The sequence below is a fragment of the Mesorhizobium sp. M4B.F.Ca.ET.017.02.2.1 genome (assembly GCF_003998955.1).
GTDB classification, from domain to species: Bacteria; Pseudomonadota; Alphaproteobacteria; order Rhizobiales; family Rhizobiaceae; genus Mesorhizobium; species Mesorhizobium abyssinicae.
Window position 1 is genome coordinate 1 of sequence record NZ_RZOF01000046.1, and the last position, 26,946, is coordinate 26,946.

General features: G+C 65.1%; 21 protein-coding genes and 2 pseudogenes. 12 read left to right on the top strand and 11 right to left on the bottom strand.

The genetic code is table 11. The features are described 5' to 3' along the window. A pseudogene (locus EN738_RS08710) lies at nt 1-662 on the top strand (hypothetical protein); the annotation flags it as partial. 146 nt (nt 663-808) lie between these two features. On the opposite strand, the gene EN738_RS08715 reads toward EN738_RS08710, so the two are convergent. Then, the gene (locus tag EN738_RS08715) at nt 809-1,462 is read right to left on the bottom strand and encodes a hypothetical protein (protein WP_127283333.1); all 654 of its coding nucleotides are present in this window, start codon (nt 1,460-1,462) and stop codon (nt 809-811) included. Then, nucleotides 1,459-1,758, bottom strand: coding sequence for a DUF3572 domain-containing protein (locus EN738_RS08720; RefSeq protein WP_127283334.1), 300 nt, complete (start codon nt 1,756-1,758; stop codon nt 1,459-1,461). Before EN738_RS08720 ends, EN738_RS08715 begins: the two co-directional genes overlap by 4 nt. A gap of 223 nt (nt 1,759-1,981) precedes the next feature. On the opposite strand from EN738_RS08720, the gene EN738_RS08725 reads away from it, so the two are divergent. Together EN738_RS08725 and EN738_RS08730 are read left to right on the top strand one after the other, a co-directional pair. Further along, on the top strand, nt 1,982-2,353 hold the full coding sequence (locus EN738_RS08725; RefSeq protein WP_127283351.1) for a response regulator: 372 nt from the start codon (nt 1,982-1,984) through the stop codon (nt 2,351-2,353). Nucleotides 2,354-2,380: 27 nt separating this feature from the next. Beyond that, the gene (locus tag EN738_RS08730; protein ID WP_127283335.1) at nt 2,381-3,754 is read left to right on the top strand and encodes a PleD family two-component system response regulator; all 1,374 of its coding nucleotides are present in this window, start codon (nt 2,381-2,383) and stop codon (nt 3,752-3,754) included. Between the two features lie 417 nt (nt 3,755-4,171). Here the strand turns inward: EN738_RS08730 and rpmG are convergent, their stop codons facing one another. The 8 genes from rpmG to EN738_RS08775 all read right to left on the bottom strand — a co-directional run bounded on the left by rpmG (nt 4,172) and on the right by EN738_RS08775 (nt 13,234). Beyond that, entirely contained in the window at nt 4,172-4,339 is a 168-nt protein-coding gene (rpmG, locus tag EN738_RS08740) for a 50S ribosomal protein L33 (protein WP_006201775.1), read from the bottom strand. 187 nt (nt 4,340-4,526) lie between these two features. Continuing rightward, a complete protein-coding gene (locus EN738_RS08745) occupies nt 4,527-4,985 on the bottom strand; it encodes a hypothetical protein (protein ID WP_127283336.1) in 459 nt (152 codons plus the stop codon). 96 nt (nt 4,986-5,081) lie between these two features. Then, a complete protein-coding gene (locus EN738_RS08750; RefSeq protein WP_127283337.1) occupies nt 5,082-6,257 on the bottom strand; it encodes an MFS transporter in 1,176 nt (391 codons plus the stop codon). A gap of 16 nt (nt 6,258-6,273) precedes the next feature. Then, nucleotides 6,274-7,005 (bottom strand): NUDIX hydrolase, encoded by a 732-nt coding sequence (locus tag EN738_RS08755; RefSeq protein ID WP_245494444.1) that lies wholly within the window; start codon nt 7,003-7,005, stop codon nt 6,274-6,276. 179 nt (nt 7,006-7,184) lie between these two features. Beyond that, nucleotides 7,185-7,637, bottom strand: a complete 453-nt coding sequence (locus EN738_RS08760) for a DUF983 domain-containing protein (protein ID WP_127283339.1) — start codon at nt 7,635-7,637, stop codon at nt 7,185-7,187. After that, nucleotides 7,637-9,937, bottom strand: coding sequence for a ribonuclease R (gene rnr, locus EN738_RS08765; protein WP_127283340.1), 2,301 nt, complete (start codon nt 9,935-9,937; stop codon nt 7,637-7,639). Before rnr ends, EN738_RS08760 begins: the two co-directional genes overlap by 1 nt. Before the next feature lie 3 nt (nt 9,938-9,940). Further along, complete coding sequence (gene topA / locus EN738_RS08770) at nt 9,941-12,547, bottom strand: type I DNA topoisomerase (RefSeq protein WP_127283341.1); 2,607 nt, start codon at nt 12,545-12,547, stop codon at nt 9,941-9,943. Nucleotides 12,548-12,856: 309 nt separating this feature from the next. Further along, complete coding sequence (locus EN738_RS08775; protein WP_127283342.1) at nt 12,857-13,234, bottom strand: hypothetical protein; 378 nt, start codon at nt 13,232-13,234, stop codon at nt 12,857-12,859. Between the two features lie 175 nt (nt 13,235-13,409). Between EN738_RS08775 and EN738_RS08780 the strand changes: the two genes are divergently transcribed. The 5 genes from EN738_RS08780 to EN738_RS08800 all read left to right on the top strand — a co-directional run bounded on the left by EN738_RS08780 (nt 13,410) and on the right by EN738_RS08800 (nt 19,044). Continuing rightward, a complete protein-coding gene (locus tag EN738_RS08780) occupies nt 13,410-14,156 on the top strand; it encodes a cytochrome c biogenesis CcdA family protein (protein WP_127283343.1) in 747 nt (248 codons plus the stop codon). A gap of 24 nt (nt 14,157-14,180) precedes the next feature. After that, nucleotides 14,181-14,672, top strand: coding sequence for a nuclear transport factor 2 family protein (locus EN738_RS08785; RefSeq protein WP_245478293.1), 492 nt, complete (start codon nt 14,181-14,183; stop codon nt 14,670-14,672). Between the two features lie 152 nt (nt 14,673-14,824). Then, nucleotides 14,825-16,183 (top strand): bifunctional UDP-N-acetylglucosamine diphosphorylase/glucosamine-1-phosphate N-acetyltransferase GlmU, encoded by a 1,359-nt coding sequence (glmU, locus tag EN738_RS08790; RefSeq protein ID WP_127283344.1) that lies wholly within the window; start codon nt 14,825-14,827, stop codon nt 16,181-16,183. Nucleotides 16,184-16,371: 188 nt separating this feature from the next. Beyond that, complete coding sequence (glmS, locus tag EN738_RS08795; RefSeq protein ID WP_127283345.1) at nt 16,372-18,195, top strand: glutamine--fructose-6-phosphate transaminase (isomerizing); 1,824 nt, start codon at nt 16,372-16,374, stop codon at nt 18,193-18,195. Between the two features lie 93 nt (nt 18,196-18,288). Then, nucleotides 18,289-19,044 carry a DUF502 domain-containing protein gene (locus EN738_RS08800; RefSeq protein ID WP_127283346.1) on the top strand — a complete coding sequence of 252 codons (756 nt, stop codon included), beginning with the start codon at nt 18,289-18,291 and terminating at the stop codon, nt 19,042-19,044. Here the strand turns inward: EN738_RS08800 and recG are convergent. Beyond that, nucleotides 18,996-21,104 carry an ATP-dependent DNA helicase RecG gene (recG, locus tag EN738_RS08805; RefSeq protein ID WP_127283347.1) on the bottom strand — a complete coding sequence of 703 codons (2,109 nt, stop codon included), beginning with the start codon at nt 21,102-21,104 and terminating at the stop codon, nt 18,996-18,998. The genes EN738_RS08800 and recG overlap by 49 nt on opposite strands. A 92-nt stretch (nt 21,105-21,196) precedes the next feature. Here recG and EN738_RS08810 point away from each other — a divergent pair, with 92 nt between their 5' ends. The 4 genes and pseudogenes from EN738_RS08810 to EN738_RS08825 form a co-directional block, all read left to right on the top strand. Then, complete coding sequence (locus tag EN738_RS08810; protein ID WP_127283348.1) at nt 21,197-21,484, top strand: succinate dehydrogenase assembly factor 2; 288 nt, start codon at nt 21,197-21,199, stop codon at nt 21,482-21,484. Between the two features lie 13 nt (nt 21,485-21,497). Further along, nucleotides 21,498-24,995, top strand: coding sequence for a transcription-repair coupling factor (gene mfd / locus EN738_RS08815; RefSeq protein WP_127283349.1), 3,498 nt, complete (start codon nt 21,498-21,500; stop codon nt 24,993-24,995). A gap of 192 nt (nt 24,996-25,187) precedes the next feature. Further along, the gene (locus tag EN738_RS08820; protein ID WP_127283350.1) at nt 25,188-26,561 is read left to right on the top strand and encodes a 3-deoxy-7-phosphoheptulonate synthase class II; all 1,374 of its coding nucleotides are present in this window, start codon (nt 25,188-25,190) and stop codon (nt 26,559-26,561) included. Nucleotides 26,562-26,733: 172 nt separating this feature from the next. After that, nucleotides 26,734-26,946, top strand: a pseudogene (locus EN738_RS08825) (hypothetical protein); the annotation flags it as partial.

Here is a 26,946-nt window from a genome sequence, read left to right on the forward strand (position 1 = left end):
GAATGGACGGCGTCTCCCAGAGCGGCAAGATCAACTATGCGATCAAGGCCTCTGGCCTGAAGATTCCGCAGCAGATGCTGCCCGGCTGGAGCGTGGCGTTGCTGCCCACCGACGTCGACCTGAACTTCGGCGGCGCCAACATCGATCTCGACAGCATGGCGAAGAAGGCGATCGAAACGCTTGATCTCAATAAGAATCCGCCGCTGCCGGAAGATTTTGGCGACCAGATCTCCGCCGATTTCCTGGCCAAGACGCCCAAGGCCGTCATCGGCCACAGCACGCTGAAGAACAAGGACATCGAGATCGCGCTGGAAGGCGAGATGACCTTCCCCGGCGAGAAGCCCGATGCGAGCGTGACGGTCGATATCGCCGGCTACGACAAGATCGTCGAAGCCTTGCAGACCGCGGCCAAGACCGACCCGGAAGCCGCGCAGTATTTTCCGATGGTGCTTGCGGTCAAAGGGTTCGGCAAGACGCTGCCGGACGGACGCATCGAATGGGCGATCAACGCCAAGCCCGATGGTTCGGTGACGGTCAATGGTGCCATGCTGAAGCCGGCGGATGCCGTTGAGGACGATAGCACCGATCAGGATGATGGCACCGATCAGGATGTCGTTCCCGGCGAGGGCAACAGCGGGGCGGGCGCGAAGCTGCAGCCCTGACGCATTTTCGGGAAAGGGCGGAGCGGTTTTCCGCCCCCAGGTTCTAGAGCGGTTCAGCGTTTCATGGAATCGCCGAACCGCTCTAACTATTTGTTTCTACGCAATTCCGGATGGAAAACCGTTACACACTTTTCCACGAATTTGCTCTAGAGTCCGAGCGCGCTGACGATCTTCGGCGCCGCCTCGTGCCAATCCTCGACCGCGACGATGCCTTCGGGCGTTGGCGGCAGGAAGGCGCGCAGCGAGTTGTCGGCCATCAGGTGGAAGAGATGCGCGTCTGCCACCGAGTGGCGCACCGACAGAAGGTTGTACGGCTGGTCGTCGACGAAGGCGACCGGCCGACCGTTGGCGCCGCGCAGTTTGGCGACGGCCGGTCCTTTCGCCATCTCCGTCGTCAGCAGCGGATAGTTCAGCCCAAGCGCGTCGAGGTGGGCGCGGCGCGCCGCGCGGTGCTTGTGCGGCATGGCCGTCAAAAGCACGATCTCGGCACGGCCGCCGAATGTCGACAGCGCTTGCGCCGCACCATCGGTGACGCTTTGCCATTCGGCCTGGGCGTCGAAGAACTCGCCGAGAAGCGCCGTCACCTCAGCCTGCTCGATCAACCGGCCGCTTGCCGTCTCGGCAATGTTGCCGGTGAGGCGGAAGGAGGCCAGCGTCAGGGCGAAGCCGCGCGATTGCAGAAAATGCGGGAACGGCCGGATGAACTCCAGCACGACGTCGTCGACGTCGAGCACCAGAAGCGGCCGGTCGTCCGCGGCAAGCTCTTCGATCTGCCGCGCCGTCTCGGGATCGTCGCTCATACCGAGCGCTCGTGATCGTCGTTGCCGAGCGGCAGCGCCCGCAAGGCCTTGCCGACGGCGTCCGGCGGCGTGCCGGTCTCCTCGGCGAAGCGCAGCAGCGTCGGCTCATGGGCGAGGATGAACTGCAGCACGCCGGCCAAAAAGCCTGGCTCGCCCGCCGCCCGCCGGATCGAGTGCGCCTCGATGCCGGTGATCGCCAGGAAGCGCGGCAGGAGCTCAGGATCGGCGGCGACGAAGCCGAGAGCCCTGATGGCAAGGGCTTCCGCTTCCTCGCGCATTGACGCCGCGTTTGTCATGACTACCTTTTGTGCGTGGAATTTGAGTCTCTCCGCAGTAACGGCAAGCGCGACTTGCGGCAAGCCATTGCCCTCCCCGAGACGGGATCCGGCCAGTTTTTTGGGGCCACCGGTTTGCGTTTCGTCAATCATATTGGCGTAGCGTGGATGAGGGTTGGGTGCGATCCGGCAAGGACGCATGACGGTGGTCTTCGGCGTCGAGGACCGTCGGGACGGGAAATCGATGCCTAAGAAGGTCATGATCGTCGAGGACAACGAGCTCAACATGAAGCTCTTTCGCGACCTCATCGAAGCCAGCGGCTACGACACGGTTCGCACGCGCAACGGCCTCGAGGCGCTGGACCTGGCGCGCAAGCACCGGCCGGACCTGATCCTGATGGACATCCAACTGCCCGAAGTGTCCGGGCTGGAGGTGACCAAGTGGCTGAAGGAGGATGACGACCTCCATTCGATTCCGGTCATCGCGGTGACCGCATTCGCCATGAAGGGCGACGAGGAGCGCATTCGCCAGGGTGGCTGCGAGGCCTATATCTCGAAGCCGATCTCGGTGCCGCGTTTCATCGAAACCATCAAATCCTATCTGGGCGATGCCTGATGCCCAGCCAGACCGGAGCCTTGTGAGATGACCGCGCGGATCCTCGTCGTCGACGACATCCCTGCCAATGTCAGGCTGCTCGAGGTCAGGCTGCTGGCCGAGTATTTCGAGGTGCTGACCGCCTCCAACGGACCGGACGCCATCGAGACCTGCGAGAACGGCAAGGTCGATGTCGTGCTGCTCGACGTGATGATGCCCGACATGGACGGCTTCGAGGTCTGCCGGCGGCTGAAGAGCGACCCGGCGACATCGCATATCCCGGTCGTCATGATCACCGCGCTCGATCAGGTCTCCGACCGGGTGCGCGGCCTGGAGGCCGGCGCCGACGATTTCCTGACCAAGCCGGTCAACGACCTGCAGCTGATGACGCGCGTCAAGAGCCTTGTCCGGCTGAAGTCGCTGACCGACGAATTGCGGCTGCGCGCCTCGACCACGCGCAACATCGGCATCGAGGAGCTGTTGAGCCGCAACTTCGCCGCCGAGGATGCGAAGCCGAAGGTGCTGCTGATCGACGAGCGCAAATCGTCCTTCGAGCGCATCAAGAAGATGCTGCGAAGCAGCGCCGAGCTCGACGTCGCCACCGATCCCAATGCCGGTTTCTTCCAGGCTGCCGAGACCGCCTACGAGTGCGTGCTGATCTCGACCGCTTTCGCCGACTTCGATCCGCTGCGACTGTGTTCGCAACTGCGGTCGCTCGACCGCACCCGCTTCCTGCCGATCATCCTTTTGGCGGACGCAGGCGAGGAGGGGCGCATCATCCGCGGTCTCGAACTCGGCATCAACGACTATCTGACGCGGCCGGTCGACCAGCAGGAACTGACCGCGAGGCTGCGCACCCAGGTGCGCCGCAAGCGCTACAACGACCAGCTGCGCGCCAGCGTCACCCAGACCATCGAGATGGCGGTGACCGACGGGCTGACCGGGCTGCACAACCGCCGCTACCTCGACAGCCATCTGCAGACGCTGTTCGACCGCGCGGTGGCGCGGCGGCGTCCGCTGTCGGTGATGATCACCGACCTCGACCGCTTCAAATCCATCAACGATGCGCATGGCCATGACGGCGGCGACGACGTGCTGCGCGAGTTCGCGCGGCGGTTGCGCAAGAACGTGCGCGGCATCGATCTCGCCTGCCGTTTCGGCGGCGAGGAGTTCGTGGTGGTGATGCCCGACACGGAGGGCGCGGTGGCGGAAAAGGTCGCGGAACGCATCCGCGCCGAAATCGCCCAGTTGCCGTTTGCGATCGGCCATGAGGGCAAGGCGATCGAGGTCACCGTCAGCGTCGGCGTGTCGTCGCTGCTCAAGGGGGCCGATACGGTGGCCGCCCTGATGAAGCGCGCCGATCTCGCTCTCTACGAGGCCAAGAGCGGCGGGCGCAACCGCGTGGTCGCCAAGGCGGCGTAGGCTTGGGCGCCAATTAACCGGTCAATCCGACAGGGTTAGCAATTTACCTTAATCCAAGCGATTCGGGTGGCTTGGTTAAGAAACTGTTGATTTTCATAAGCTCTTGCGCAAATGTACAGCATAGACAAAACGAGGCCGGCACGAGGGTAGACCGCCGGATCGTTCCGTTAAATACCCCATGATGCTCAGGTCCGCCGCATCTCCTGGGTCCGTGGGGTCGGCCGGCCGGCGCTGGCACATAGTGGCCTCCTCGTACCGCTGCCAAACGCCGACCGGCCCCCTTTTTCCAAAAAAATGAACGTCAGGACTTCGCGCCAATCGGCGGAAGCTTCTGCTATCGGGTCAGGCCGAATCGCCGGCCAAAAACAAAAACGCCGCCCAAAGGGCGGCGTTTCGGCATTCTCGGAGGAAACCGGATTACTTGATCTTGGTTTCCTTGAACTCGACGTGCTTCTTGGCGACCGGATCGTACTTGCGGAACGACAGCTTGTCCGTCTTGGTGCGGCTGTTCTTGCTGGTCACGTAGAAGAAACCGGTGTCGGCGGTCGACAGAAGCTTGATCTTGATGTTTGCGGCTTTGGCCATGATGTTCGTCCGTTAATGTTCGTGGAGTTTTGGCCGCTGGAGCACGGGGAAAACACCCGGACGCGGGAAACTTGGCGCGACACATAAAGAACGCGTCCGGAAAGTCAACCCCAAGCGGGTTTCGGCGACGCCCGATGCGGCTGCTGCCGGCAATGGTGGAGCCGGCCAGCGGCGGCAAGGTAGGCGGTCAGGCGTCCTCCCTGACTGGGGAGGCGGCCTTCTTCCAGTCTCCGGCCGTGTTCCACCAGCGGTTGGGGTTGGCGCGGTCGTCAAGGCCCTTGGCGCGGCTGGCAAGCAGCGGCTGGATGCGGATCACCGGCTCCTCATAGCTGTGCGCCTGGTAGATCGCCTCGACGACTTGAGCGGCGAGGCCCTGGTCGTCGGGCAATTCGAACGACACCTCGACCGTACCAGGCCGCTGCCGCAGCAGCGTCTCGGCGCCGGCGGCGGCACCCTCGAGCGGCCGGTAGCGCTCGACGCCATCGGCCGACTGGAAGGCGTTGCTGTCGTAATTGCCCATGCCGAGCGGCGTGATGGCGACCACGGCGTCCATGATGCGATCGACGTCGGCTGCCGGCGCCTGGAAGCTGACAAGCAGCAGCAACTGCATCCGCACGGATTTGGTTTCGAAGCCACTGTCGATCATCTGATATCTCCCTGCATGTGGAGCGTGGGTATAGCAGGGGTACTCCTGACACGGTGATGTCAGCAGCGTAACCTGACGAGCGTTCAGCCTGTCGGCCTACAGGACCTTGCGGATCAGCCTGACGCCGACCAGCGCTATATAGGCGGCGAAGAACAAAGCGAGCGACCAGCCGAAGCCGGAGGGGCCGAAGACGTCCATGCCGATGCCGATCGCCTGTGGGCCGAGCACCATGCCGACGCCGTAGCAGAGCACGAAGGCGGCGTTGGCGGAGGCGAGCTCATGGCCGGACAATTGCGAGCCGAGGTGGGCAAGGCCGATCGTGTAGAGCGCCGCGACGACGCCGCCCCAGACGAACAGCAGCGCCGCCATCAGGTGCCAGTCCCCGGCGAAGTGCGGCATGAAGATCGTGCCGGCAAGCCCGACGGTGGCGCAGGCCAGGAGCAGATGGCGGCGATCCGAGACGCGGTCGCTGATCATGCCGATCGGAATCTGCAGCAGCACGTTGCCAAGGCCGATCATGGTGAGCAGCAGGGCGGCGTCCGCCTCGGAATAGCCGATGCGGCTGCCGTAGACCGGGAACAGCGCAAAGCCGCCGGTCTCGACCGCGCCGAACACCAGCACCGCGAAGGTGGCGGTCGGCACCAGCCAGATGTAGCGCAGGAAATGACTGGTCTCGCTGTCGGCGACGATCGTCGGGCTTTCGTTGCGCGCCGCCAGCACCGGGATGGCGGCCAGCGTCACCAGGGCGATGGTGACGCCGAAGGGCAGGAAGCCGGTGCTGCCGAGATGGGCGAACAGCCATGGTCCGGCGGCGAAGCCGAGCGACAACACCGTGGCATAGATGCCGAGCACCAGGCCCCGCCGGTGCGGCGGCGCCGAGGTGCTTATCCAGAATTCCGACAGGATGAACAGCACCGTCAGCGCGATGTGCAGCACGACGCGGAGCGGAAACCACATCCAGAAATCCGGTGCGAAGTGGAAGCCGACGAAGGCAAGAGCGCCAGCCGCGATCATCATCAGCATCGTCCAGGCGACGCCGAACCGCATGGCGAGCGGTGTTGCAAGCGGCGCGCCGGCAATCGACGCAAGGCCGGCGATGGCGGTGTTGAGGCCGATCATCGAAGCCGAATGGCCGCGCGTCTCCAGGATGACGCTGAGCAGCGGCATGCCGAGGCCGATGGCGATGCCGACGACGCTGATCGAGGAGATCGCAGCGATCATCGGCAGCCAGTGTACGCGCTCGTCGCCCTGTTCTTGGGTATCGACCGTCATGGGATGCCTGAATAGCCTAGAGGATTTCGCGGGTGAAGTGGTTGCGGACACGCCGGTAGAGCGGCACCGCGCCGCCGGGGCGCAGCAGCGGATCGTCGGCGAGCCGCTTTTCCAGCTCGTCGAGGATCATCCGGGTGATGTCCGGGATATCGGCCTCGCGGGCCTTGGCGAGCGGCAGCCAGACCAGTTCCTCCAGCTCGTTGGTCGGGCCGCCATCCGGCAATTCGATGGCGACGTCGCTGCGCCAGGCGCTGAAGAAGCGGGTATCGAAGCGGCGCACCCGGTTCGGCGGCGTGATCGCGCGGGCGATGAAGCGCAGCACTTCCAGCGAGGGCACGACGCCATGCTCGGCAAAGCCCTGCCAGTCGCGCCTGGCAGTGGTGAAGGCGCCCTTGCGGCCGATAAGCAGGCCGGCTTCCTCATAGGTCTCGCGGATGGCCGACAGCGCGATGGCGCGTGCACGCGCCTGGCTGGTGCGGCCGAGGCCCGCGGTCAGGTTGGCTTCTTCCTCGGGGTGAAGGTCCGTGGCAACGGCGATGCGGCTGTCGGCCGGATCGGTACGGCCGCCCGGAAAGACGAATTTGCCGGGCATGAAGGCGTGCCCGGCATGGCGCCGGCCCATCAGCACCAGCACCTCGCTGCCCTTGCGGTCGAGCAGGATCAGCGTCGCGGCATCGCGCGGGCGCAACCGCTTGCCGGCGGGCGCGGCAGCGCTTGGCTCAAGCTTGTCGACGTTCGCCTTGGTCATTCGGTCCCCAAGCTGATGCATGTCGCCCAGACGCCGTGGCGGTCTGGGGACGATGACATGCATGAAAGCAAAGATCTGAAGCGCGTCGCGTGAACCCGTTCATTTGCGAGGCGCTTTAGCGGAAACTTGCCGCATGCGAAAGTGGCGTTCGGACATCGCCGATTGCGCCAGCCGCGACGTCAGGCCTCGGGGTGATGCTCGATGACGTCCTCTTCGCCGCCGAAGCCGTGCATATAGAGCGCCCATTGCAGGCCGATGACGGCGCCCTTGACCGGCTGCAGCAGCACCACCGCCAGAAGGATGGTCAGCGGCACCCAGATGAGGATGTGCTGCCAGGTGGAGAGCGTGGAGGTCGCCTCGACCCCCATGAAGGCGCCAAGCACGATGTGGCCGACGATGACCACCACCAGATAGGCGGGCAGGTCGTCGGCGCGGTGATGGTAGAGTTCCTCGCCGCAATGCTCGCATTTGTCGACGGTCTTGACAAAGGCGCGGAACAGCTTGCCTTCGCCGCAATGCGGGCAGCGACCGAGCAGGCCGCGCTTCATCGCCGTCCACAGCGGGCGGGCGACGCGGCCCGAATGATGCTCGCCGCCGAAAACCTGGTCTTCCATCTGCAATTGCCTTGCCATCACCGTCTCCTGCCGCGTGGGCGCGATTGCGACGCGCGGGCGCGACCCTTGGCCTTGTGAAACGACCGTTTGGAGCCGGGCAGCGGCTTCGGATCGGTCAGCATTTCGAAACGCATCGCGCCGGCCATGGGCGCGACCTCGACCAATCGGACCTCGACGCGGTCGGCAAGCTGGTAGCCCTTGCCGGTGCGTTCTCCGAAAAGCGATCGGGCGGTTTCGTCGTATATATAGTAATCGCCTTCAAGGCTTGACACGGGGATGAAACCATCCGCGCCGTACTGCGGCAATTGGACAAATAGTCCCGCCTTGGTGACGCCGGAGATGCGCGCGTCGAAACGGTCGTCGATATGCTCGGCGAGATGGGCGGCGACCAGCCGGTCGACCGTGTCGCGCTCGGCCGCCATGGCGCGGCGCTCGGTGGCGGAGATCAGCGCCGACACCTCTTCCAGCCGATCGGCTTCCTGCTGCGTCAGGCCGCCCGGGCCAAGACCGAGCGCGGCGATCAGCCCGCGATGCACGATGAGGTCGGCATAGCGGCGGATCGGCGAGGTGAAATGCGCGTAGCGTTTCAGGTTGAGGCCGAAATGGCCGATGTTCTTCGGCGAGTATTCGGCCTGGCTCTGCGAACGCAGCACCACCTCATTGACCAGCGCCTCATTGTCGGCGCCGCGCACGCGCTCGAGGATGCCGTTGAACTGTGCGGGCCGCATCTGCGCGCCGCGCGCCAGCGACAGACTGAGCGTTGCCAGGAATTCGCGCAGCGATTCCTGCTTGGCGAGCGAGGGCGCGTCATGGATGCGGTAGACCAGTGCCTGGCGCTTCGCCTCCAGCGTTTCGGCGGCCGCGACGTTGGCCTGGATCATGAACTCCTCGATCAGCTTGTGGGCATCGAGGCGTTCCGGCACGACGACGCGGTCGACGGTGCCGTCCTCCTTGAGCAGGATCTTGCGCTCGGGCAGGTCGAGTTCCAGCGGCTGGCGGCCGTCACGGCCGCGCTTCAGCACCGCATAGGCATCCCATAGCGGCTTCAGCACCGTATCGAGGATCGGCCCGGTCTTGTCGTCGGGCATACCATCAATCGCCGCCTGCGCCTGCGGGTAGGCGAGCTTGGCCGCCGACTTCATCATGACGCGATGGAAGGAATGGCGCAGCTTGCGGCCATCGGCCGCGAACGTCATGCGCACGGCAAGCGCCGGCCGGTCCTGGCCCTCGCGCAGCGAGCAGAGGTCGTTGGAGATGCGCTCCGGCAGCATCGGCACCACGCGATCCGGGAAATAGACCGAATTGCCACGCTTCAGGGCCTCGCGGTCGAGCGCGGTGCCGTAGCGGACGTAAGCCGCGACGTCGGCGATCGCCACGGTGACCAGCACCCCGCTGGGGTTCTTCTCGTCGGTATCGGGCGTCGCGAAGACCGCGTCGTCATGGTCCTTGGCGTCGGCCGGGTCGATGGTGATCAGCGGCAGGTCGCGCCAGTCCTCGCGGCCGGCAAGCGCCGCAGGCTTCACCGCGTCGGCCTCGGCGATGACGTCGGCCGGGAAGATGTGCGGGATGTCATGCGCGTGGATGGCGATCATCGAGACCGCCTTCTCGCTGGTCAGCGAGCCCAGCACCGCCAGGACCTTGGCGCGCGGCAACCCGTAGCGGGACGCCCGCGCGGGCTCGACCTCGACCAGGTCGCCGTTCCTGGCGCCGTTCTGGAACTCCTTGTCGACGATCAGTTCGGGCTGGCGCCGCTCCACCGGTTCGATGCGCAAGGTGCCGTCCTTGAGGACGCGAAAGACGCCGAGCACGGCGTCGCTGCGCTTCTCGAAGATCTTCATCACCCGGCCGGTATAGGCGGGGCCAGCCGGATCGTCGGTCGGGAAGGTCTTGGCGAGCACGCGGTCGCCGATGCCGGGCGCCGGGCCATTGCTTCCACGCGAAATGCGGATGGAGACGACCGGCGGCGAGCCGGCGCCGCTGTATTCGCTCGGATGCGCCAGGAGCACGCCGTCGCCGTCGCGGCCGAAAATGTCGAGCACGGCGACATGAGGCAGGGCGCCGGCGCGGGTCAGCCGCTTGCGTTCCCTGGTCAGCAGGCCCTCGTCCTGCAGGTCGCGCAACAGATCCTTCAGCCAGATACGGTCATCGCCGCGCAGCGCGAACGCCTTGGCGATCTCGCGCTTGCCGGAACGGTCCGGATTTTCGGCGATGTAGCGCAGGATTTCTTCGCGCGACGGGCGGTAATCGTCCCGGACCTTGGCCCTCGTGTCGGCGGTGCGCGGATCGCCGTGGCTTCGTCCGGAGATCCTGCGCGCCACGCCCTATCCCTTTTTCTTGGCCGGGGATTTCTTGGCGGCCGGCTTGCCGGCCGCTGCCGCCTTGCGGAACGGCTTCTTGCCGCCACCGCCCTTGGCTTCCTTCTCGGCAATCAGCGCCAGGGCGTCCTCGACCGTCACCGATTGCGGATCCTTGCCCTTGGGCAGCGTCGCATTGACCTTGCCATAGTTGACGTAGGGCCCGTATTTGCCGTCGCGCACGACGATCTTGCCGCCGCCGTCGGGGTGGTCGCCAAGATCCTTGAGCGCCGCGGGCGTTGCGCCGTTGCGGCCGCCCTTGCCCTTCAACTGCTTCTCCGCAATCACCGAGACGGCGCGATTGAGGCCGATCGAGAACACGTCCTCGATGCTGTCGAGATTGGCGTAGGTGCCGTCATGCAGCACGAAGGGGCCGTAGCGGCCGAGGCCGGCCGAGATCATCTTGCCGGATTCCGGGTGCTTGCCGACGTCGCGCGGCAGCGCCAGCAGCGCCAACGCCTTCTCATGGTCGATCTGCTCGGCGGCCCAGCCCTTGGGCAGGCTGGAGCGCTTGGCCTCCTTGCCTTCTCCGCGCTGGATATACGGGCCGAAACGGCCGCTGCGTAGCGTGATCTCTTCCGCCGTGTAGGGATCCTTGCCGATCAGCCTGGTGCCGTCCTCGCCATTGCCGTTCTCGCCATTGGGATTGGCGGCATCGCCGAGCTGGCGAGTGAAGGAGCATTCGGGATAGTTCGAGCAGCCGACGAAGGCGCCGAATTTGCCGAGCTTCAGCGACAGGTTGCCGGTGCCGCATTTCGGGCAGATGCGCGGGTTCGAACCGTCCTCACGCGCCGGGAACACCAGCGGCGCCAGCTCGTCGTTGAGCGCATCGAGCACGTCGGTGACGCGCAGTTCCTTGATGTCGTCGACCGCGCCGGAAAAATCCCTCCAGAAGTCGCGCAGCACGTCCTTCCAGGCGAGCTTGCCGTCGGAAATCTCGTCGAGCTTTTCTTCCAGCGAGGCAGTGAAATCATATTCGACATAGCGCTCGAAGAAGCTCTCGAGGAAGGCCGACAGCAAGCGGCCCTTGGCCTGCGGCACCAGCTTGCGGCGGTCGATGGTGACGTAGTCGCGGTCTTCCAGCGTCTTCAGGATCGCCGTGTAGGTCGACGGGCGGCCGATGCCCAGCTCTTCCAGCTTCTTGATCAGCGACGCCTCGGAATAGCGCGGCGGCGGCTCGGTGGTGTGCTGGGTGGCATTGATCGCCTGGCGGGCAAGCTGCTCGCCGGCGCGGATCTCGGGCAGGCGGCGGCTTTCCTCGTCCTCCGCGTCCTCGTCCTTCTGGTCGGTATAGGCGGCGATGAAGCCGTCGAAGCGCACGACCGAGCCGACGGCGCGAAGCTCGGCGGTGCGGGCGCCGTTGACCGCCTCGATCTCGACCGTGGTGCGCTCGATCTCGGCAGGCTGCATCTGGCTGGCGATGGCGCGCTTCCAGATCAGCTCGTAGAGGCGGGCCTGGTCGGCATCGAGATATTGGCGGACCGAAGCCGGCGTGCGCTTGAAATCGGTCGGGCGGATCGCCTCATGCGCTTCCTGGGCGTTCTTGGCCTTGGTCGTATAGAAGCGCGGCTTCTCCGGCAGGTATTTTGCGCCGAATTCGCTGACGATGGCATCGCGGGCGGCGTCGATCGCCTCGGGCGCCATCTGCACGCCGTCGGTTCGCATATAGGTGATCAGGCCGGCGGTCTCGCCGCCAATGTCCATGCCTTCGTAGAGCCGCTGCGCCACCTGCATCGTGCGGGTGGCCGAAAAGCCGAGGCCCGACGAGGCGGCCTGCTGCAGCGTCGAGGTGGTGAAGGGCGGGCCCGGGTTGCGCTTGGTTGGCTTGGCCTCGACCGACAGCGCTTTGAAGGTGGCGCCTTCGAGCATCGCCTTGATGTCGTCGGCCTGCGCCTTGTTGGCGATGTCGAGTTTTTGCAGTTTCTTGCGCTCGAACGCGGTCAGCCGCGCCTCAAAATTCTCGTTGCGCGGCGTGCCGAGGATGGCGGCGATCTGCCAGTATTCCTCGCGGATGAAGCGCTCGATCTCGGATTCACGGTCGCAGACCAGGCGCAGCGCCACCGACTGGACGCGGCCGGCGGAACGGGCGCCGGGCAGCTTGCGCCACAGCACCGGCGACAGCGTGAAGCCGACCAGATAGTCGAGGGCGCGGCGGGCGAGATAGGCATCGACCAGCGGCGCGTCGATCTGGCGCGGATTGGCCATCGCATCCAGCACCGAAGACTTGGTGATGGCGTTGAAGACGACGCGGCTGACCGGCTTGTCCTTCAGCGCGCGCTTCTGCTTCAGCACTTCCAGCACATGCCAGGAAATCGCCTCGCCCTCGCGGTCCGGGTCGGTGGCGAGGATCAGGCCGTCGGCGTCCTTGACCGCCTTGGCGATGTCGGCAAGCCGCTTGCCCGAGGCGGTGTCGACCGACCAGGACATGGCGAAGTCCTCGTCGGGGCGCACCGAGCCGTCCTTGGCCGGCAGATCGCGGACGTGGCCGAACGAGGCCAGGACCTTATAGTTCTTGCCGAGATATTTGTTGATTGTCTTTGCCTTGGCCGGCGATTCGACGACGACGACGTCCATGAGGTCTCATATCAGCTATGGGCCAGCGGAAGAATTCCAGCGGCGCGACGCGTTCTTTTTCGTCGCTCACATGGCCGTGCTTTTGCAATCGGTCAAGGGCAGGCGGCCAAAATGCGGAGACGTCCGCGGCAATACACTCTTAGAGTGTATGGAGAGGACCACATAATTTCGGGGAGGGCCGTTCGAGCATCGAGCCACTGGAACGACCGGTCGATTCGAGCGAGTCGCTAGGCGCGGCAATGGCGGAAACTGGCCGCCGGGTGATCCAGACCTTGTCCGGCGGCCAGCCGATGTTTCGGGGCGGAAAACTCAGTCGGCCTTGACGATGTGCCAGACGCCGGAGGCGCCGTCGCCCGTCGCGTCGCCGGCCTTCTTGTCCTTGATGAAGGTGTAGACCGGCTTGCCGTCATAGGCCCACATCTTGGTGCCGTCGGTGCGGTCGACAATCGTCCATTCATCGTCTGCCTTGGCGCCGGCCTCGGCCTTCAGGGGCGGCCAGTTGGTGGCGCATTTGTCGTAGCAGTTCGATTTGCCCTTCTCGTCCTTGTCGTAGGTGTAGAGCGTCATGCCCATGGCGTCGGTGTAGATTTTCGTGCCGCCGACCTCGGCTTCCTTCCACGCCTCGGCGGCCTGGGATGCCGTGGCACCGAGCAAAAGCGCGGCTAATCCAGCAATGATCGACTTCATGAGTACCTCCCTGGGGTCGTGAAACAAGCACGCGGCGATCGCGGGCTCTTTCTTCTCAACGTGTCGAAGCTGCCGTTTCTTCCAATTTTGTAGCGGCGACTTGCCACGCATTGGTGATTGGCAGACGCGCCTTTGTCTCGCTATATCAGCGCCATAACGTTCTGGAGCACCAGGAATGGCATTGGATATCGGCTATGTCAGCGCGGTCGGAGCGGGGGCGATCTCGTTCCTGTCGCCTTGCGTGCTGCCGCTGGTGCCGCCCTATCTCTGCTACATGGCCGGCGTTTCGGTCGATGACTTTCGCGGCGATGCCGGCGCCACTGCCAGGGCCGGCGCGCGTGGCGCGCTGATTGCATCCTCCATCGCCTTCGTGCTCGGTTTCTCCACCGTGTTTGTGGCGCTCGGCGCCGGCGCTTCGACGATCGGCCGGCTGCTGCGGCTGTGGCAGGAACCGCTGGCGATGGTGGCGGGAGCACTGATCATCCTGATGGGGCTCAACTTCCTCGGCATATTGCGCATTCCGCTGCTGTCGCGCGAGGCGCGCTTCCAGTCGCAGGGCAAGCCGGCCAGCCTGGTCGCCGCCTACATTATGGGACTGGCCTTCGCTTTCGGCTGGACGCCTTGCATCGGACCGGTTCTGGGTCCGATCCTGACGTTGGCGGGCGGCCGCGAGACGGTGGGCGAAGGTGCGTTGCTGCTCGCCGCCTATTCGCTCGGTCTCGGCATCCCGTTCCTGATCGCCGCCCTGTTTTCCGGCGCCTTCATGCGCTTCCTCGCCAGATTCCGTGTCCATCTCGGTCGCGTCGAACAGGCGATCGGCGCACTGCTGGTCGTCGCCGGCGTGTTTTTCCTGACCGGCGGCGTGCAGAGCGCGTCCTACTGGCTGCTGGAAAATTTCCCGGGCCTGGGGCGGCTGGGGTAGCTCCCATCCTCCGCAACCGGAACGATGCCTGAAAGCCCGCGTTGCAGGCTCGTGCGCAAGCGCGACGGTGAGGCGAGAATGGTATCCAAGGCGGATCTGCAAAAGTTCTTCAAGACGTATGAGAGGGTCTACAACGACGCGATCGCGGGCACCGTCGATCTGGACGACGTCGCGGACATCTACTCGACCGGCTTTGTCTCCGTGACGCCAGCAGGGGTCGTCGTTGGCGAAAATGGCGCGGAGTTGAAGGACGTCATGAAAAAGGGCTTCGAGGCCTATCGGGCGATCGGCAGCAAGAAGATGATTTGTGCCGATGTCTCGGTGACGCCCATCGACCAGGACCATTGCGTTGCCAAGGTGCAATGGTCGGGCGAATACGAACGCAAGAACAAGGACCGTCTGACCATCGATTTCGAGGTCAACTATCTCGTAGAAAGACGCGACGGCCGCCTGAAAGTGTTTGGTTGGATCGCCGGCGATGAGCAGGCGGAATTCAGGCAGTACGGTCTGTTGTAGCGGCATATTGCCTGCTGGATCGCGCCTTGAGATGCGCTGATCAGGAGTAGGCAGATCCGCCGTCTCACCGGAATTTAACCGCATTGGTGCAGCATGGGCGCTGATGCTAGATATGCCTTGATTCCCGACCCTGTTCATATGGTTGCCCTTTCATGAGCCAGAGATCCTGCCTGTCCGTCATCCTTGCCGCCGGCGAGGGCACACGCATGAAGAGCGCGCTGCCCAAGGTGCTGCATCCGATCGCCGGGCTGCCGATGGTCGCCCATGTGGCGAAGGCGGCGGAAGCCGCCGGCAGCGGCGACCTGGCGCTGGTGATCGGCCATGGCGCGGACGAAATGCGCAAGGCAGCGCAGAAATTCGCGCCGAACGCCGAGACTTTCGTGCAGGAGAAGCGTCTCGGCACCGCGCATGCCGTGCTGGCCGCGCGTGCTGCTATATCAAAGGGTTACGACGATATTCTCGTCATGTTCGGCGACACGCCGCTGATCGAACCGGAAGCGCTTGCCGTCGCGCGGCAGAAGCTGGCGGAAGGTGCCGCGGTCGTCGTCGTCGGCTTCCGTCCGCCCAATCCGACCGGCTATGGCCGGCTGATCGAGAAGGGCGGCCGGCTGGTCGCCATCCGCGAGGAGAAGGATTGCTCCGACGAGGAGAAGAAGATCGGTTTCTGCAATGCCGGCATGATGGCCGTCGCCGGCAGGAGCGCGCTGGATCTGCTCGACGAGGTCGGCAATGCCAATGCCAAGAGCGAGTTCTACCTGACCGACATCGTCGAGATCGCCGGTGCTCGCGGCCTCGATGTGGTGGCGACGGAAGCCAGCTTCGAGAGCGCGCTCGGCATCAACAACCGGGCCGAGCTTGCCGAGGCGGAAGGCATCTGGCAGGCGCGCCGGCGGCGCGAGGCGATGCTCTCAGGGGTCACGCTGATCGCGCCCGAAACGGTTTATTTCTCGCACGACACCGAAATCGGCGCCGATACGGTGGTTGAGCCCAATGTCTGGTTCGGCCTGGGCGTCAAGATTTCCACCGGCGCCACGATCCATGCCTTCAGCCATATGACGGGCGCCACAATCGCGGAGAACTGCGAGGTGGGACCGTTCGCGCGGCTGCGGCCGGGGACAGATCTCAGGAAAAAGGCCAAGGTCGGCAATTTCTGCGAGGTCAAGCAGGCGACCGTCGAGGAGGGCGCCAAGGTCAACCACCTGACCTATATCGGCGATGCGCGCGTGGGTGCTGCCGCCAATATCGGCGCCGGCACCATCACCTGCAATTATGACGGCTACTCGAAATTCTTCACCGACATCGGCGAGGGCGCCTTTGTCGGCTCGAATTCCTCGCTGGTGGCGCCAATCACGATAGGCAAGGGCAGCTACATCGCCTCCGGCAGCGTCCTCACCGAAAGCGTGCCCGACGATGCGCTGGCCTTCGGCCGCGCCCGCCAGAAGACGATTCCGGGCAAGGGCAAGGAAATACGCGAGCGTTTTGCTTCGGCCGCGGCGGCGAGGAAAAAGTGAATTCCGTCAAACCGGTGGCCTGAAAAGGCGAACGATTGCAGTAATCGGATTGCAAGAGCGGTCTGTCATGGTGCATGCGTAAGAATGACCGTTCCGGTGACACGGAACGAAACGCAAAGTGACTTTCACGGCAGGCCGGCAATCCCTAGATAACGCTGGTTTTCCATGGGGAATCGGGGGTAACGGCCATGTGCGGCATCGTCGGAATTGTCGGCCAACAGCAGGTGGCGCCGCTCATCGTCGACGCGCTGAAGCGGCTCGAATATCGCGGCTATGACTCGGCCGGCGTCGCCACCATCGAGAATGGCGAGCTCGGCCGTCGCCGCGCCGAAGGCAAGCTGATCAATCTCGAGCGCCGGCTGAAGGAAGAGCCGCTCGACGGCACGATCGGCATCGGCCACACGCGCTGGGCCACCCATGGCGTGCCGAACGAGACCAACGCGCACCCGCATTTTTCCGACGGCGTCGCCATCGTCCACAACGGCATCATCGAGAATTTCGCCGAATTGCGCGACGAGCTGACCCGCGACGGCTACAACTTTTCCTCGCAGACCGACACCGAGGTCGTCGCGCATCTGGTGGCGCGGGAACTCGCCAAGGGGCTGAAGCCGGTCGTGGCAGCGCACAAGGCGCTGAAGCGGCTGGAGGGCGCCTTCGCGCTGGCGATCATGTTCAAGGGCGACGAGGACCTCATCGTCGGCGCCCGCAACGGTCCGCCGCTGGCCGTCGGCCATGGCGACGGCGAGATGTTCCTCGGCTCCGACGCCATCGCGCTGGCGCCCTTCACCAACTCGATCACCTATCTGGAGGACGGCGACTGGGCGGTGGTGCGCCGCAACGAGGTCGCGATCTTCGATATGGACGGCAACAAGGTCGACCGCAAGCGCCAGCAGTCGCTGTCGACCGGCTTCATGGTTGACAAGGGCAACCGACGCCATTTCATGGAAAAGGAGATCCATGAGCAGCCGGAGGTGATCTCGCACACGCTGGCGCATTATGTGGATTTCGTCTCCGGCGTCTCGAAGCCGCTGGAACTGCCGTTCGATTTCGCCAAGATCGGCCGGCTGGCGATCTCGGCCTGCGGCACCGCCTATCTCGCCGGGCTGATCAGCAAATACTGGTTCGAACGCTATGCGCGGTTGCCGGTCGACATCGATGTCGCCTCGGAATTCCGCTATCGCGAGATGCCGCTGTCGTCGAACGACGCGGCCTTCTTCATCTCGCAATCGGGCGAAACCGCCGACACCCTGGCCTCGCTGCGTTATTGCCGCAAGGCCGGCATGAAGATCGGCGCGGTCGTCAACGTGCGCGAATCGACCATGGCGCGCGAATCCGATGTCGTGCTGCCGACGCTGGCCGGGCCCGAGATCGGCGTCGCCTCGACCAAGGCCTTCACCTGCCAGCTGTCGGTGCTGGCGTCGCTTGCGGTGCGGGCGGGCGTGGCGCGCGGCACGATCTCGCGCGATGAGGAGAAGGCGCTGGTGCGCGAGCTCTCCGAGGCGCCCCGCTTCGCCAACCAGGTGCTCAAGCTGGACGGCCAGATCGAACGCATCTCGCGCGAGCTCTCCCGCTATTCGGATGTGCTCTATCTTGGCCGCGACACCAATTTCCCGCTGGCCATGGAAGGCGCGCTCAAGCTCAAGGAAATCTCCTATATCCATGCCGAGGGCTATGCCGCCGGCGAACTGAAGCACGGGCCGATCGCGCTGATCGACGAGAACATGCCGGTGATCGTCATCGCGCCGCACGACCGCATCTTCGAAAAGACGGTCTCCAACATGCAGGAGGTGGCGGCGCGCGGCGGCAAGATCATCCTGATCACCGACAGCAAGGGCGCGGCGCAGGCGAGCATCAAGACGATGGAGACGATCGTGCTGCCCGACGTGCCGGAAATCATCTCGCCGATCATCTACGCGCTGCCGATCCAGATGCTGGCCTATTTCACCGCGGTGTTCATGGGCACCGACGTCGACCAGCCGCGCAATCTGGCGAAATCGGTGACCGTGGAATAGGCGCTCGCCAACCCACGCTCTTTAAAAACTTCGCAGTTCCAAACCGCGTTGTGGTTCACTAATGTTGCGGCGCAACCTGCGCTGCGGTGATCCATGTCCGACGCCCCGAAGACCTCAGGCATGACCCGGCTCAGGAACTATTTCCTGACGGGCTTCATCGTTTGCGCGCCGCTGGCGATCACCGCCTATATCGCCTGGTCGTTCATCGGCTGGGTCGATTCCTGGGTGAAGCCCTATATCCCGCTGCGCTACAGCCCCGACACCTATCTGCCGTTTCCGGTGCCCGGCTTCGGTCTCATCGTCGCGTTGGTGCTCATCACGCTGATCGGCTTCATGACCGCCAACATCGTCGGCCGCGCCATCGTCAATTTCGGCGAGCGGCTGCTTGGCCGCATGCCGCTGGTGCGCGGCATCTATCGCTCGCTGAAGCAGATCTTCGAGACGGTGCTGTCGAACAAGGGCGACATGTTCCGCCAGGTCGGGCTGGTCGAATATCCGCGCAAGGGCGTCTGGTCGCTGGTCTTCATCGCCAGCGAGAAGGAAACCGAGATTAACCAGAAGCTCAACCATGAAGGCGACCCGCTGGTCGCCGTGTTCATGCCGTGCACGCCGAACCCGACCACCGGCTTCCTGATGTATGTGCGGAAATCCGAGATCGTGCTGCTCGACATGACGATCGAAGACGGCGCCAAGCTGATCGTTTCGGCCGGCCTGGTGGCGCCCGAGGTCAAGACCAAGCTCGTGACGCTGAACGGCGAGCAAATCGAAGGCTCGCTGGCCAATCCGGCGCTTGGGGCCGCTCAACCAGCGCGCAACAAACGCACCGCCTCATCGCGGCCGAACAGGTAAAGCAGCAGGCGCAGCGCCTCGCCGCGCTCGGACTGCAGTTCCGGATCGCGCGACAGGATGAGGCGGGCATCGTCGCGCGCTGCTTCCAGCAGGTCGGCATGGGCCTCGATGCGTGCCACCTGGAAACCGGGCGTGCCGGACTGGCGGGTGCCCAGCAATTCGCCTTCGCCGCGCAGCTTGAGATCCTCCTCGGCGATGCGGAAGCCATCCTCGGTCTCGCGCATCACCGACAGGCGGCGTTTCGCCGTCTCGCCGAGCGGATCCTTGTAGAGCAGGACGCAGGAGGAGGGCTTGTCGCCACGCCCGACCCGGCCGCGCAACTGGTGCAACTGGGCCAGGCCGAAGCGCTCGGCATGCTCGATGACCATGATGGTGGCGTCCGGCACGTCGACGCCGACCTCGATGACGGTGGTTGCGATCAGGATGCGCGTCTCGCCCTGCTTGAAGGCGCGCATCGCCTCGTCCTTCTCGGCGCCCTTCATGCGGCCATGAACCAGCCCGATGCGGTCGCCGAACAGCGGCTTCAGCGAGGCAAAGCGATCCTCCGCCGACATCAGCTTGATCTCCTCGGATTCCTCGACCAGCGGGCAGATCCAGTAGATCTTCTGGCCATCGGCGACCGCGTCGCGCATGCGACCGACCAGCTCGTCCAGCCGCTCCAGCGGCAAGGTGACCGTGCGGATCGGCTGGCGGCCGGCCGGCTTTTCGGTGAGCTTGGAGACGTCCATGTCGCCGAAGGCGGTGAGCACCAGCGTGCGCGGGATCGGCGTTGCCGTCATCACCAGCATGTCGGGCGCGTCGCCCTTGGCGGTGATCGCCAGCCGCTGGTGGACGCCGAAACGGTGCTGCTCGTCGACGACGGCCAGGACGAGATCGTGGAACGCCACCGATTCCTGGAACAGCGCATGCGTGCCGACGACGATGTCGATCTCGCCGCTGGCCAGCCTCGCCAATGTCTCGGTGCGTTCGCGACCCTTCTCACGGCCGGTGAGAATGGCGGTGCGCAGGCCGGCCTTTTCCGCCAGCGGCGCGATGGTCGCCAGATGCTGACGCGCCAGGATTTCGGTCGGCGCCATCAACGCCGCCTGGCCACCCGCCTCGACGGCGCGCGCCATGGCAAGCAGTGCTACGACCGTCTTGCCCGAGCCGACATCGCCTTGCAGCAGGCGCAGCATGCGCTCGGGGTCGGCGAGGTCGGCAACGATTTCGGCGAGCGCAAATTCCTGCGACGGGGTGAGCGAGTAGGGGAGTGCCGAGCGCAGCTTTTCGACGATGCTGCCGTCGCCGGTCAGCGGCCGGCCGGACAGGCGGCGGATCCTGGCCCGCACCAAAGCGAGCGAGACCTGGCCGGCGAGCAGCTCGTCATAGGCGAGGCGTCGCCACGCCGCCCCCTCTATGGCGACGTCGATCGGGTCCGCCGGATAATGGATGCGGGTGAGCGCGTCGGCGAAGGCCGGAAAGGTCTGGCGGCGCATGAAGGCGTCGTCCTGCCATTCCGGCAGTTCCGGCAAGCGGCCGAGCGCCTGGCCGATGGCGCGGCGCAGCACTTTGCCTGAGAGACCGGCGGTGAGCGGATAGACCGGTTCGACCAGCGGCAGGTTTTCGGCCTCGCCGGCGAGCGCGATATGGTCGGGGTGGACCATGGTCGGGCGGCCGTTGAACCACTCCATGCGGCCCGAGATGACGACATGCTCGCCCACCGGCATCGATTTCTCGAGATAGGAAGCATGGGCATGGAAGAAGGTCAGCGCGATCTCGCCGGTGTCGTCGTGGGCGTAGACACGGTACGGCACCGATCGGTTGCCGCGCGGCGGCGGCTGGTGGCGGTCGATGCGCACCTCGAGCGTGACGATCGCACCTTCGGCGGCGAGCGCGATGCCCGGCCGGTTGCGGCGGTCGATCACGGTGTGGGGCAGAACGAACAGAAGGTCGCCGGCGCGCGCGGCGCGGTCGCCGAGATCGGCGGCCACGACCTTCTCGATCAGCAGGCCAACCTTCGGCCCGACGCCGGCAAGCGAGGTGATCGGGACGAACAGCGGATCGAGGAGGGAAGGACGCATGATGTCAGCTTATGTCGCGACGGCCATTGCGCAAGGCTGACACCGCGCTCTATCCACGCTATATGCGCCGCTTCAGACAGGGACGCGGCGCCATGACCGGAACGAGAAGATCAAGCGAGGGGCTCGATGCCCGCCGCCGCAAGCTCCTGTTCCGTTCCTGGCATCGTGGCATGCGCGAGATGGACCTTATCCTCGGCTCCTTCGCCGATGCCGAGATCGGCGCCTTGACCGGCGAGGAAATCGACCAATATGAGAGGCTCCTCGACATTCCCGACACCGAATTCCTGCCTTTGATCACCGGTGAGCGCCCGGTTCCGCCCGATATCGATTGCGCGGTGCTGCGAAAGATCCTGGCGTCGCGCCACACCATGACATTTTGAACGACGTGATTTCATGAGCCTGATCCCCACAATCGGCCTGCCGAAGGGCCGCGCCGGCCAGTTCATCGTCGACGGTGTCGCCGATGGCTACGAAGCCTTCGCGCTGGTGCAGACGGCGCTCGAGATCGCGCCCGACAAGCCGGTGCTGTTCGTGGCCCGCGACGGCCAGCGCCTGCCGGCGATCACCGAGGCGCTGGCCTTTGCCGCGCCGGGCCTGCCGGTGCTGGAACTGCCGGCCTGGGACTGCCTTCCCTACGACCGCGTTTCGCCCGGCTCGGACGCAGCCGCGCGCCGGCTCGACGCGCTCGCCGCCATGATCGCGCTGGCCAGGAAGCCGCACCGGGCGGTCATCCTCACCACCGCCAACGCGCTGCTACAGCGCATTCCGCCGGCCGATCTGATCGAAGCGCAGACGTTCCACGCCAGGCCCGGCAACCAGATCGACATGAATGCGCTGGTGTCGCGGCTCGAAACCTCCGGCTTCGAGCGGGTGCCGACGGTGCGCGGCGTCGGCGAGTTCGCGGTGCGCGGCGGCATCCTCGATCTTTACGCACCCGGCTGGAGTGAGGCGCTCAGGCTCGATTTCTTCGGCGACACGCTGGAATCGATCCGCGTCTTCGACGCCGCCACGCAGCGCACCACCGGCCAGCGCACGTCGATGGCGCTGCAGGCGATGAGCGAAGTGGCGCTAACCCCGGAGACGATCAGCCGCTTCCGCCGCGCCTATATCGAGGCGTTCGGCGCGCCGTCGCGCGACGACGGGCTCTATGCCGCGGTCAGCGAAGGGCGGCGCTTTGCCGGCATGGAGCACTGGCTGCCGTTCTTCTACGAGCGGTTGGAGACGGTGTTCGACTACCTGCCCGACGTGCCCGTGGTCTTCGACCATCTGGCGCATGAGGCGCTGGCCGAACGCCACACGCTGATCCTCGACCACTACGAAGCGCGCCGCAAGCAGGCCGACGGCGCGCTGAAGGACGCGGTGCCCTACAAGCCGGTGGCGCCGGACCTGCTTTATCTCTCGCCGGAGAATCTCAAGGCGTCTCTCGGCCCGCGCGAAGACATCGACTTCACCGTCTTCGATGCGCCCGATGTCGGAAGCAAAAAAGTCTTCCATGCCGGCGCGCGGCATGGCCGCAGCTTCGCCGAGGAACGCGCCGATCCCAACATCAACGTCTTCGATGTCGTGGTGAAGCACATCGCCGACGAGCGCGCAGCGCGCCGCCGCGTCGTCGTCGCCGGCTGGACCGAGGGCTCGCTCGACCGGCTCGGCCAGATCCTGGCCGAGCATCATCTTGGCAATTTGAAGCCGGTGGCGACGCTTGCCGAGGCGGAAAAGCTCGAGCCGGGGCAGGCGTGCCTTGCCGTGCTGCCGCTCGAATCCGGCTTCGAGACCGAGAGACTGGTTGTCGTTGCCGAGCAGGACATCCTCGGCGACCGGCTGATCCGGCGCTCCAAGCGCAAGAAGCGCGCATCAGACTTTATTGCCGAAGCCTCGTCGCTGTCGTCTGGCGATATCGTCGTCCATACCGACCACGGCATCGGCCGCTTCATCGGCCTGCGCACCATCGAGGCGGTCGGTGCCCCGCATGACTGCCTGGAAATCCACTACGCCGGCGACGACCGGCTGTTCCTGCCGGTCGAGAACATCGAGCTTCTATCGCGCTACGGCTCGGATTCGGCCGAGGCGACGCTGGACAAGCTCGGCGGCGGCGCCTGGCAGTCGCGCAAGGCGCGGCTGAAGCGGCGACTGCTCGACATGGCCGGGCAGTTGATCCGCATCGCGGCAGAGCGGCAGATGCGCTCGGCGCCCGCCATGATCCCCGCCGAAGGCCTCTATGGCGAGTTCTCGGCGCGCTTCCCCTATGAGGAGACCGACGACCAGCAGGGCGCGATCGATTCTGTCATGGACGATCTCGGCGCCGGCAAGCCGATGGACCGGCTGGTCTGCGGCGATGTCGGCTTCGGCAAGACCGAGGTGGCGCTGCGCGCCGCCTTCATTGCCGCCATGGAAGGTTTCCAGGTCGCGGTGGTGGTGCCGACGACGCTGCTGTCGCGCCAGCACTTCAAGACCTTCTCGCAGCGCTTCTCCGGCCTGCCGATCCGCGTCGCGCAGGCTTCGCGGCTGGTCGGCTCCAAGGAACTGGCCGAAACCAAGAAGGGCATCGCCGAGGGCACGGTCGACATCGTCGTCGGCACGCATGCGCTGCTGGGGTCGGCGATCTCGTTCAAGAATCTCGGCCTGCTGATCATCGACGAGGAGCAGCATTTCGGCGTCAAGCACAAGGAGCGGCTGAAGGACCTGAAGAGCGACGTGCACGTGCTGACGCTGTCGGCGACGCCGATCCCGCGCACGCTGCAACTGGCACTGACCGGCGTGCGCGAGCTGTCGCTGATCGCCACGCCGCCGGTCGACCGCATGGCGGTGCGCACCTTCATCTCGCCCTTCGATCCGCTAGTCATCCGCGAGACGCTGCTGCGCGAGCGCTATCGCGGCGGCCACTCCTTCTATGTTGTGCCGCGCATCAGCGATCTCGCCGAGATCCATGATTTCCTGAAGCAATCGGTGCCGGAGCTGAAAGTCGCGGTGGCGCACGGCCAGATGCCGCCGGGCGAGCTCGACGACATCATGAACGCCTTCTACGACGGCCAGTACGACGTGCTTCTGTCGACGACCATCGTGGAGTCCGGTCTCGACATCCCGACCGCCAACACGCTGATCATCCATCGCGCCGACATGTTCGGCCTGTCGCAGCTCTACCAGCTGCGCGGCCGCGTCGGCCGTTCGAAGGTGCGCGCCTATGCGCTGTTCACGCTGCCGGCCAACCGCAAGCTGACCGACACCGCCGAGCGGCGGCTGAAGGTGCTGCAGTCGCTCGACACGCTCGGCGCCGGCTTACAGCTCGCCAGCCACGACCTCGATATTCGCGGCGCCGGCAATCTGCTGGGCGAAGAGCAGTCCGGCCACATCAAGGAGGTCGGCTTCGAGCTCTACCAGCAGATGCTGGAGGAGGCGGTGGCCGAAGTGAAGGATTCCGGCGAGGTGCAGGACGGCGGCTGGTCGCCGCAGATCGCCGTCGGCACGGCGGTGATGATCCCGGAAAGCTATGTGCCGGACCTGCAGCTCAGGCTGGCGCTCTACCGCCGCCTCGGCGACCTCGAGAACACCGAGGAGATCGACGCCTTCGGCGCCGAGCTGATCGACCGTTTCGGACCGCTGCCGGAAGAGGTGACGCATCTGTTGAAGATCGTGTTCATCAAGGCGCTCTGCCGCAGGGCCAATGTCGAAAAGCTCGACGCAGGCCCCAAGGGCGTCGTCATCCATTTCCGCAAGCGCGAATTCCCCAACCCGGTCGGGCTGGTCAAGTTCATCGGCGAGCAGGGTTCGCTGGCCAAGATCCGGCCAGACCACAGCGTCGTCTTCATCCGCGACTGGCCGAACGCCGAAAAGCGGCTGGCCGGCTCGGCCGTGGTGATGACGCAGCTGGCGCGGCTGGTCGACAAGGCAGCATAGCCCGTCCGGCGCATTCGCCAGTACCGAAATTCCGGTCTAGAATAGGAATTCGGCTTCGTGTATGGAGCCGCCACCCCATATAGGGGCCGGAGTGGCGGGCAAAGGTGCCCGTTCATCTGTTTGTTTGACGCAATTCCGCACGGAGATCACAGTTTTCCGGGAATTGCCGCTGAAGGGCGTTTGGGTGCAACGATGACGAAATGGTCGCCGAATTCGTGGAGAGAAAAGCCGATCAAGCAGGTTCCCGCCTATCCGGACCTTGCCGCGCTGAAGAACACGGAAGCCCAGCTCGCCACCTTTCCGCCGCTGGTTTTTGCCGGTGAGGCGCGCAAGCTGAAGAAGCAGTTGGCTGCCGTCGCCGCCGGCGACGCCTTCCTGCTCCAGGGTGGCGATTGCGCCGAAAGCTTCGCCGAGCACGGCGCGGACAACATCCGCGACTTCTTCCGCGTCTTCCTGCAGATGTCCGTCGTTCTGACCTTCGCCGGCGCGCAGCCGGTGGTGAAGGTTGGCCGCGTCGCCGGCCAGTTCGCCAAGCCGCGCTCGTCCGACAACGAGACCAAGGCCGGCGTGACGCTGCCAAGCTATCGCGGCGACATCATCAACGGCATCGAATTCGACGCCAGGTCACGCATCCCGGACCCCGCCCGGCAGGAGATGGCCTACCGCCAGTCGGCGGCGACGCTCAACCTGCTGCGCGCCTTTGCCCAGGGCGGCTATGCCAGCCTGGAGAATGTGCATCGCTGGATGCTCGGCTTCGTGTCCGACAGCCCGCAGGGCGAAAAATACGAGTCGCTCGCCAACCGCATCACCGAGACGATGGACTTCATGAAGGCGGTCGGCATCACCTCGGAGACCAACTTCGCGTTGCGCGAGACCGATTTCTACACCAGCCACGAGGCGCTGCTGCTCGGCTACGAAGAGGCGCTGACCCGCGTCGATTCGACCTCGGGCGACTGGTACGCGACGTCGGGCCACATGATCTGGATCGGCGACCGCACGCGCCAGCCCGACCATGCCCATGTCGAATATTGCCGCGGCATCAAGAACCCGCTCGGCCTGAAATGCGGCCCGTCGCTGACGCCGGACGGTTTGCTGGAACTGATCGACCTGCTCAATCCGGAAAACGAGCCGGGACGGCTGACGCTGATCGCGCGCTTCGGTTCCGACAAGGTGGCCGAGCATCTGCCGAAGCTGGTGCGGGCAGTGCAGAAGGAAGGCCGCAGCGTGGTGTGGTCCTCGGACCCGATGCATGGCAACACGATCGAGGCCGCCGGCTACAAGACGCGGCCGTTCGATCGCATCCTGAAGGAGGTGCAGACCTTCTTCGAAGTGCACCGGGCCGAAGGCACGCATCCCGGCGGCATCCATGTCGAGATGACCGGCAAGAACGTCACCGAATGCACCGGCGGTGCCCGCGCCATCACCGCGGAAGACCTGCAGGACCGCTACCACACGCATTGCGATCCGCGCCTCAACGCCGACCAGGCGATCGAGCTCGCCTTCCTGGTCTCGAACCTGCTCAAGAAGAGCCATACGGTCCAGCACAAGCAGGCCGCCAACGGCTGAACCGCTTGCTGGTTTGGACTCCGTCAAAGGCGCCGGAGAAATCCGGCGCCTTTTTCGTTCGGGGCCGAGCCCGGTAACGTCAGACTTACGAAAATGTGTTCTGGCGCGACCACTGCAAGACCAAGATTGGGTGGAACTGCATCGTCCACCGCAACTGGTTCCTGCATTCATCATGCGTCACGAGCATGCCGTCATCCACCACCGCGCGCTTGATTTCTGGTCGGCACGCGCGGCGGTCCTCGTCATCATCTGCCTGCAGCTTCTGGTCATAAACGACCTGTCGTTCGGCCCGCGCTGGCTGGCGCCTGCGATCGAGGCGGTTCTGCTGGTGCCCCTGTCGGTCGCGACGGCGTGGACGCAAATGGCGACACAGAAGGCCGTCGAC

What these genes read in the sequence shown, in the direction of transcription:
- EN738_RS08720 (WP_127283334.1), bottom strand. Translation starts at nt 1,758, where the DNA reads ATGACAAACGCGGCGTCAATGCGCGAGGAAGCGGAAGCCCTTGCCATC.
- EN738_RS08745 (WP_127283336.1), bottom strand. Translation starts at nt 4,985, where the DNA reads ATGATCGACAGTGGCTTCGAAACCAAATCCGTGCGGATGCAGTTGCTG.
- EN738_RS08780 (WP_127283343.1), top strand. Translation starts at nt 13,410, where the DNA reads ATGGCATTGGATATCGGCTATGTCAGCGCGGTCGGAGCGGGGGCGATC.
- EN738_RS08715 (WP_127283333.1), bottom strand. Translation starts at nt 1,462, where the DNA reads ATGAGCGACGATCCCGAGACGGCGCGGCAGATCGAAGAGCTTGCCGCG.
- glmS (WP_127283345.1), top strand. Translation starts at nt 16,372, where the DNA reads ATGTGCGGCATCGTCGGAATTGTCGGCCAACAGCAGGTGGCGCCGCTC.
- EN738_RS08755 (WP_245494444.1), bottom strand. Translation starts at nt 7,005, where the DNA reads ATGACCAAGGCGAACGTCGACAAGCTTGAGCCAAGCGCTGCCGCGCCC.
- recG (WP_127283347.1), bottom strand. Translation starts at nt 21,104, where the DNA reads ATGCGTCCTTCCCTCCTCGATCCGCTGTTCGTCCCGATCACCTCGCTT.
- rpmG (WP_006201775.1), bottom strand. Translation starts at nt 4,339, where the DNA reads ATGGCCAAAGCCGCAAACATCAAGATCAAGCTTCTGTCGACCGCCGAC.
- EN738_RS08760 (WP_127283339.1), bottom strand. Translation starts at nt 7,637, where the DNA reads ATGGCAAGGCAATTGCAGATGGAAGACCAGGTTTTCGGCGGCGAGCAT.
- glmU (WP_127283344.1), top strand. Translation starts at nt 14,825, where the DNA reads ATGAGCCAGAGATCCTGCCTGTCCGTCATCCTTGCCGCCGGCGAGGGC.
- EN738_RS08725 (WP_127283351.1), top strand. Translation starts at nt 1,982, where the DNA reads ATGCCTAAGAAGGTCATGATCGTCGAGGACAACGAGCTCAACATGAAG.
- EN738_RS08750 (WP_127283337.1), bottom strand. Translation starts at nt 6,257, where the DNA reads ATGACGGTCGATACCCAAGAACAGGGCGACGAGCGCGTACACTGGCTG.
- EN738_RS08785 (WP_245478293.1), top strand. Translation starts at nt 14,181, where the DNA reads ATGCCTGAAAGCCCGCGTTGCAGGCTCGTGCGCAAGCGCGACGGTGAG.
- EN738_RS08775 (WP_127283342.1), bottom strand. Translation starts at nt 13,234, where the DNA reads ATGAAGTCGATCATTGCTGGATTAGCCGCGCTTTTGCTCGGTGCCACG.
- EN738_RS08810 (WP_127283348.1), top strand. Translation starts at nt 21,197, where the DNA reads ATGACCGGAACGAGAAGATCAAGCGAGGGGCTCGATGCCCGCCGCCGC.
- EN738_RS08820 (WP_127283350.1), top strand. Translation starts at nt 25,188, where the DNA reads ATGACGAAATGGTCGCCGAATTCGTGGAGAGAAAAGCCGATCAAGCAG.
- topA (WP_127283341.1), bottom strand. Translation starts at nt 12,547, where the DNA reads ATGGACGTCGTCGTCGTCGAATCGCCGGCCAAGGCAAAGACAATCAAC.
- EN738_RS08800 (WP_127283346.1), top strand. Translation starts at nt 18,289, where the DNA reads ATGTCCGACGCCCCGAAGACCTCAGGCATGACCCGGCTCAGGAACTAT.
- mfd (WP_127283349.1), top strand. Translation starts at nt 21,498, where the DNA reads ATGAGCCTGATCCCCACAATCGGCCTGCCGAAGGGCCGCGCCGGCCAG.
- EN738_RS08730 (WP_127283335.1), top strand. Translation starts at nt 2,381, where the DNA reads ATGACCGCGCGGATCCTCGTCGTCGACGACATCCCTGCCAATGTCAGG.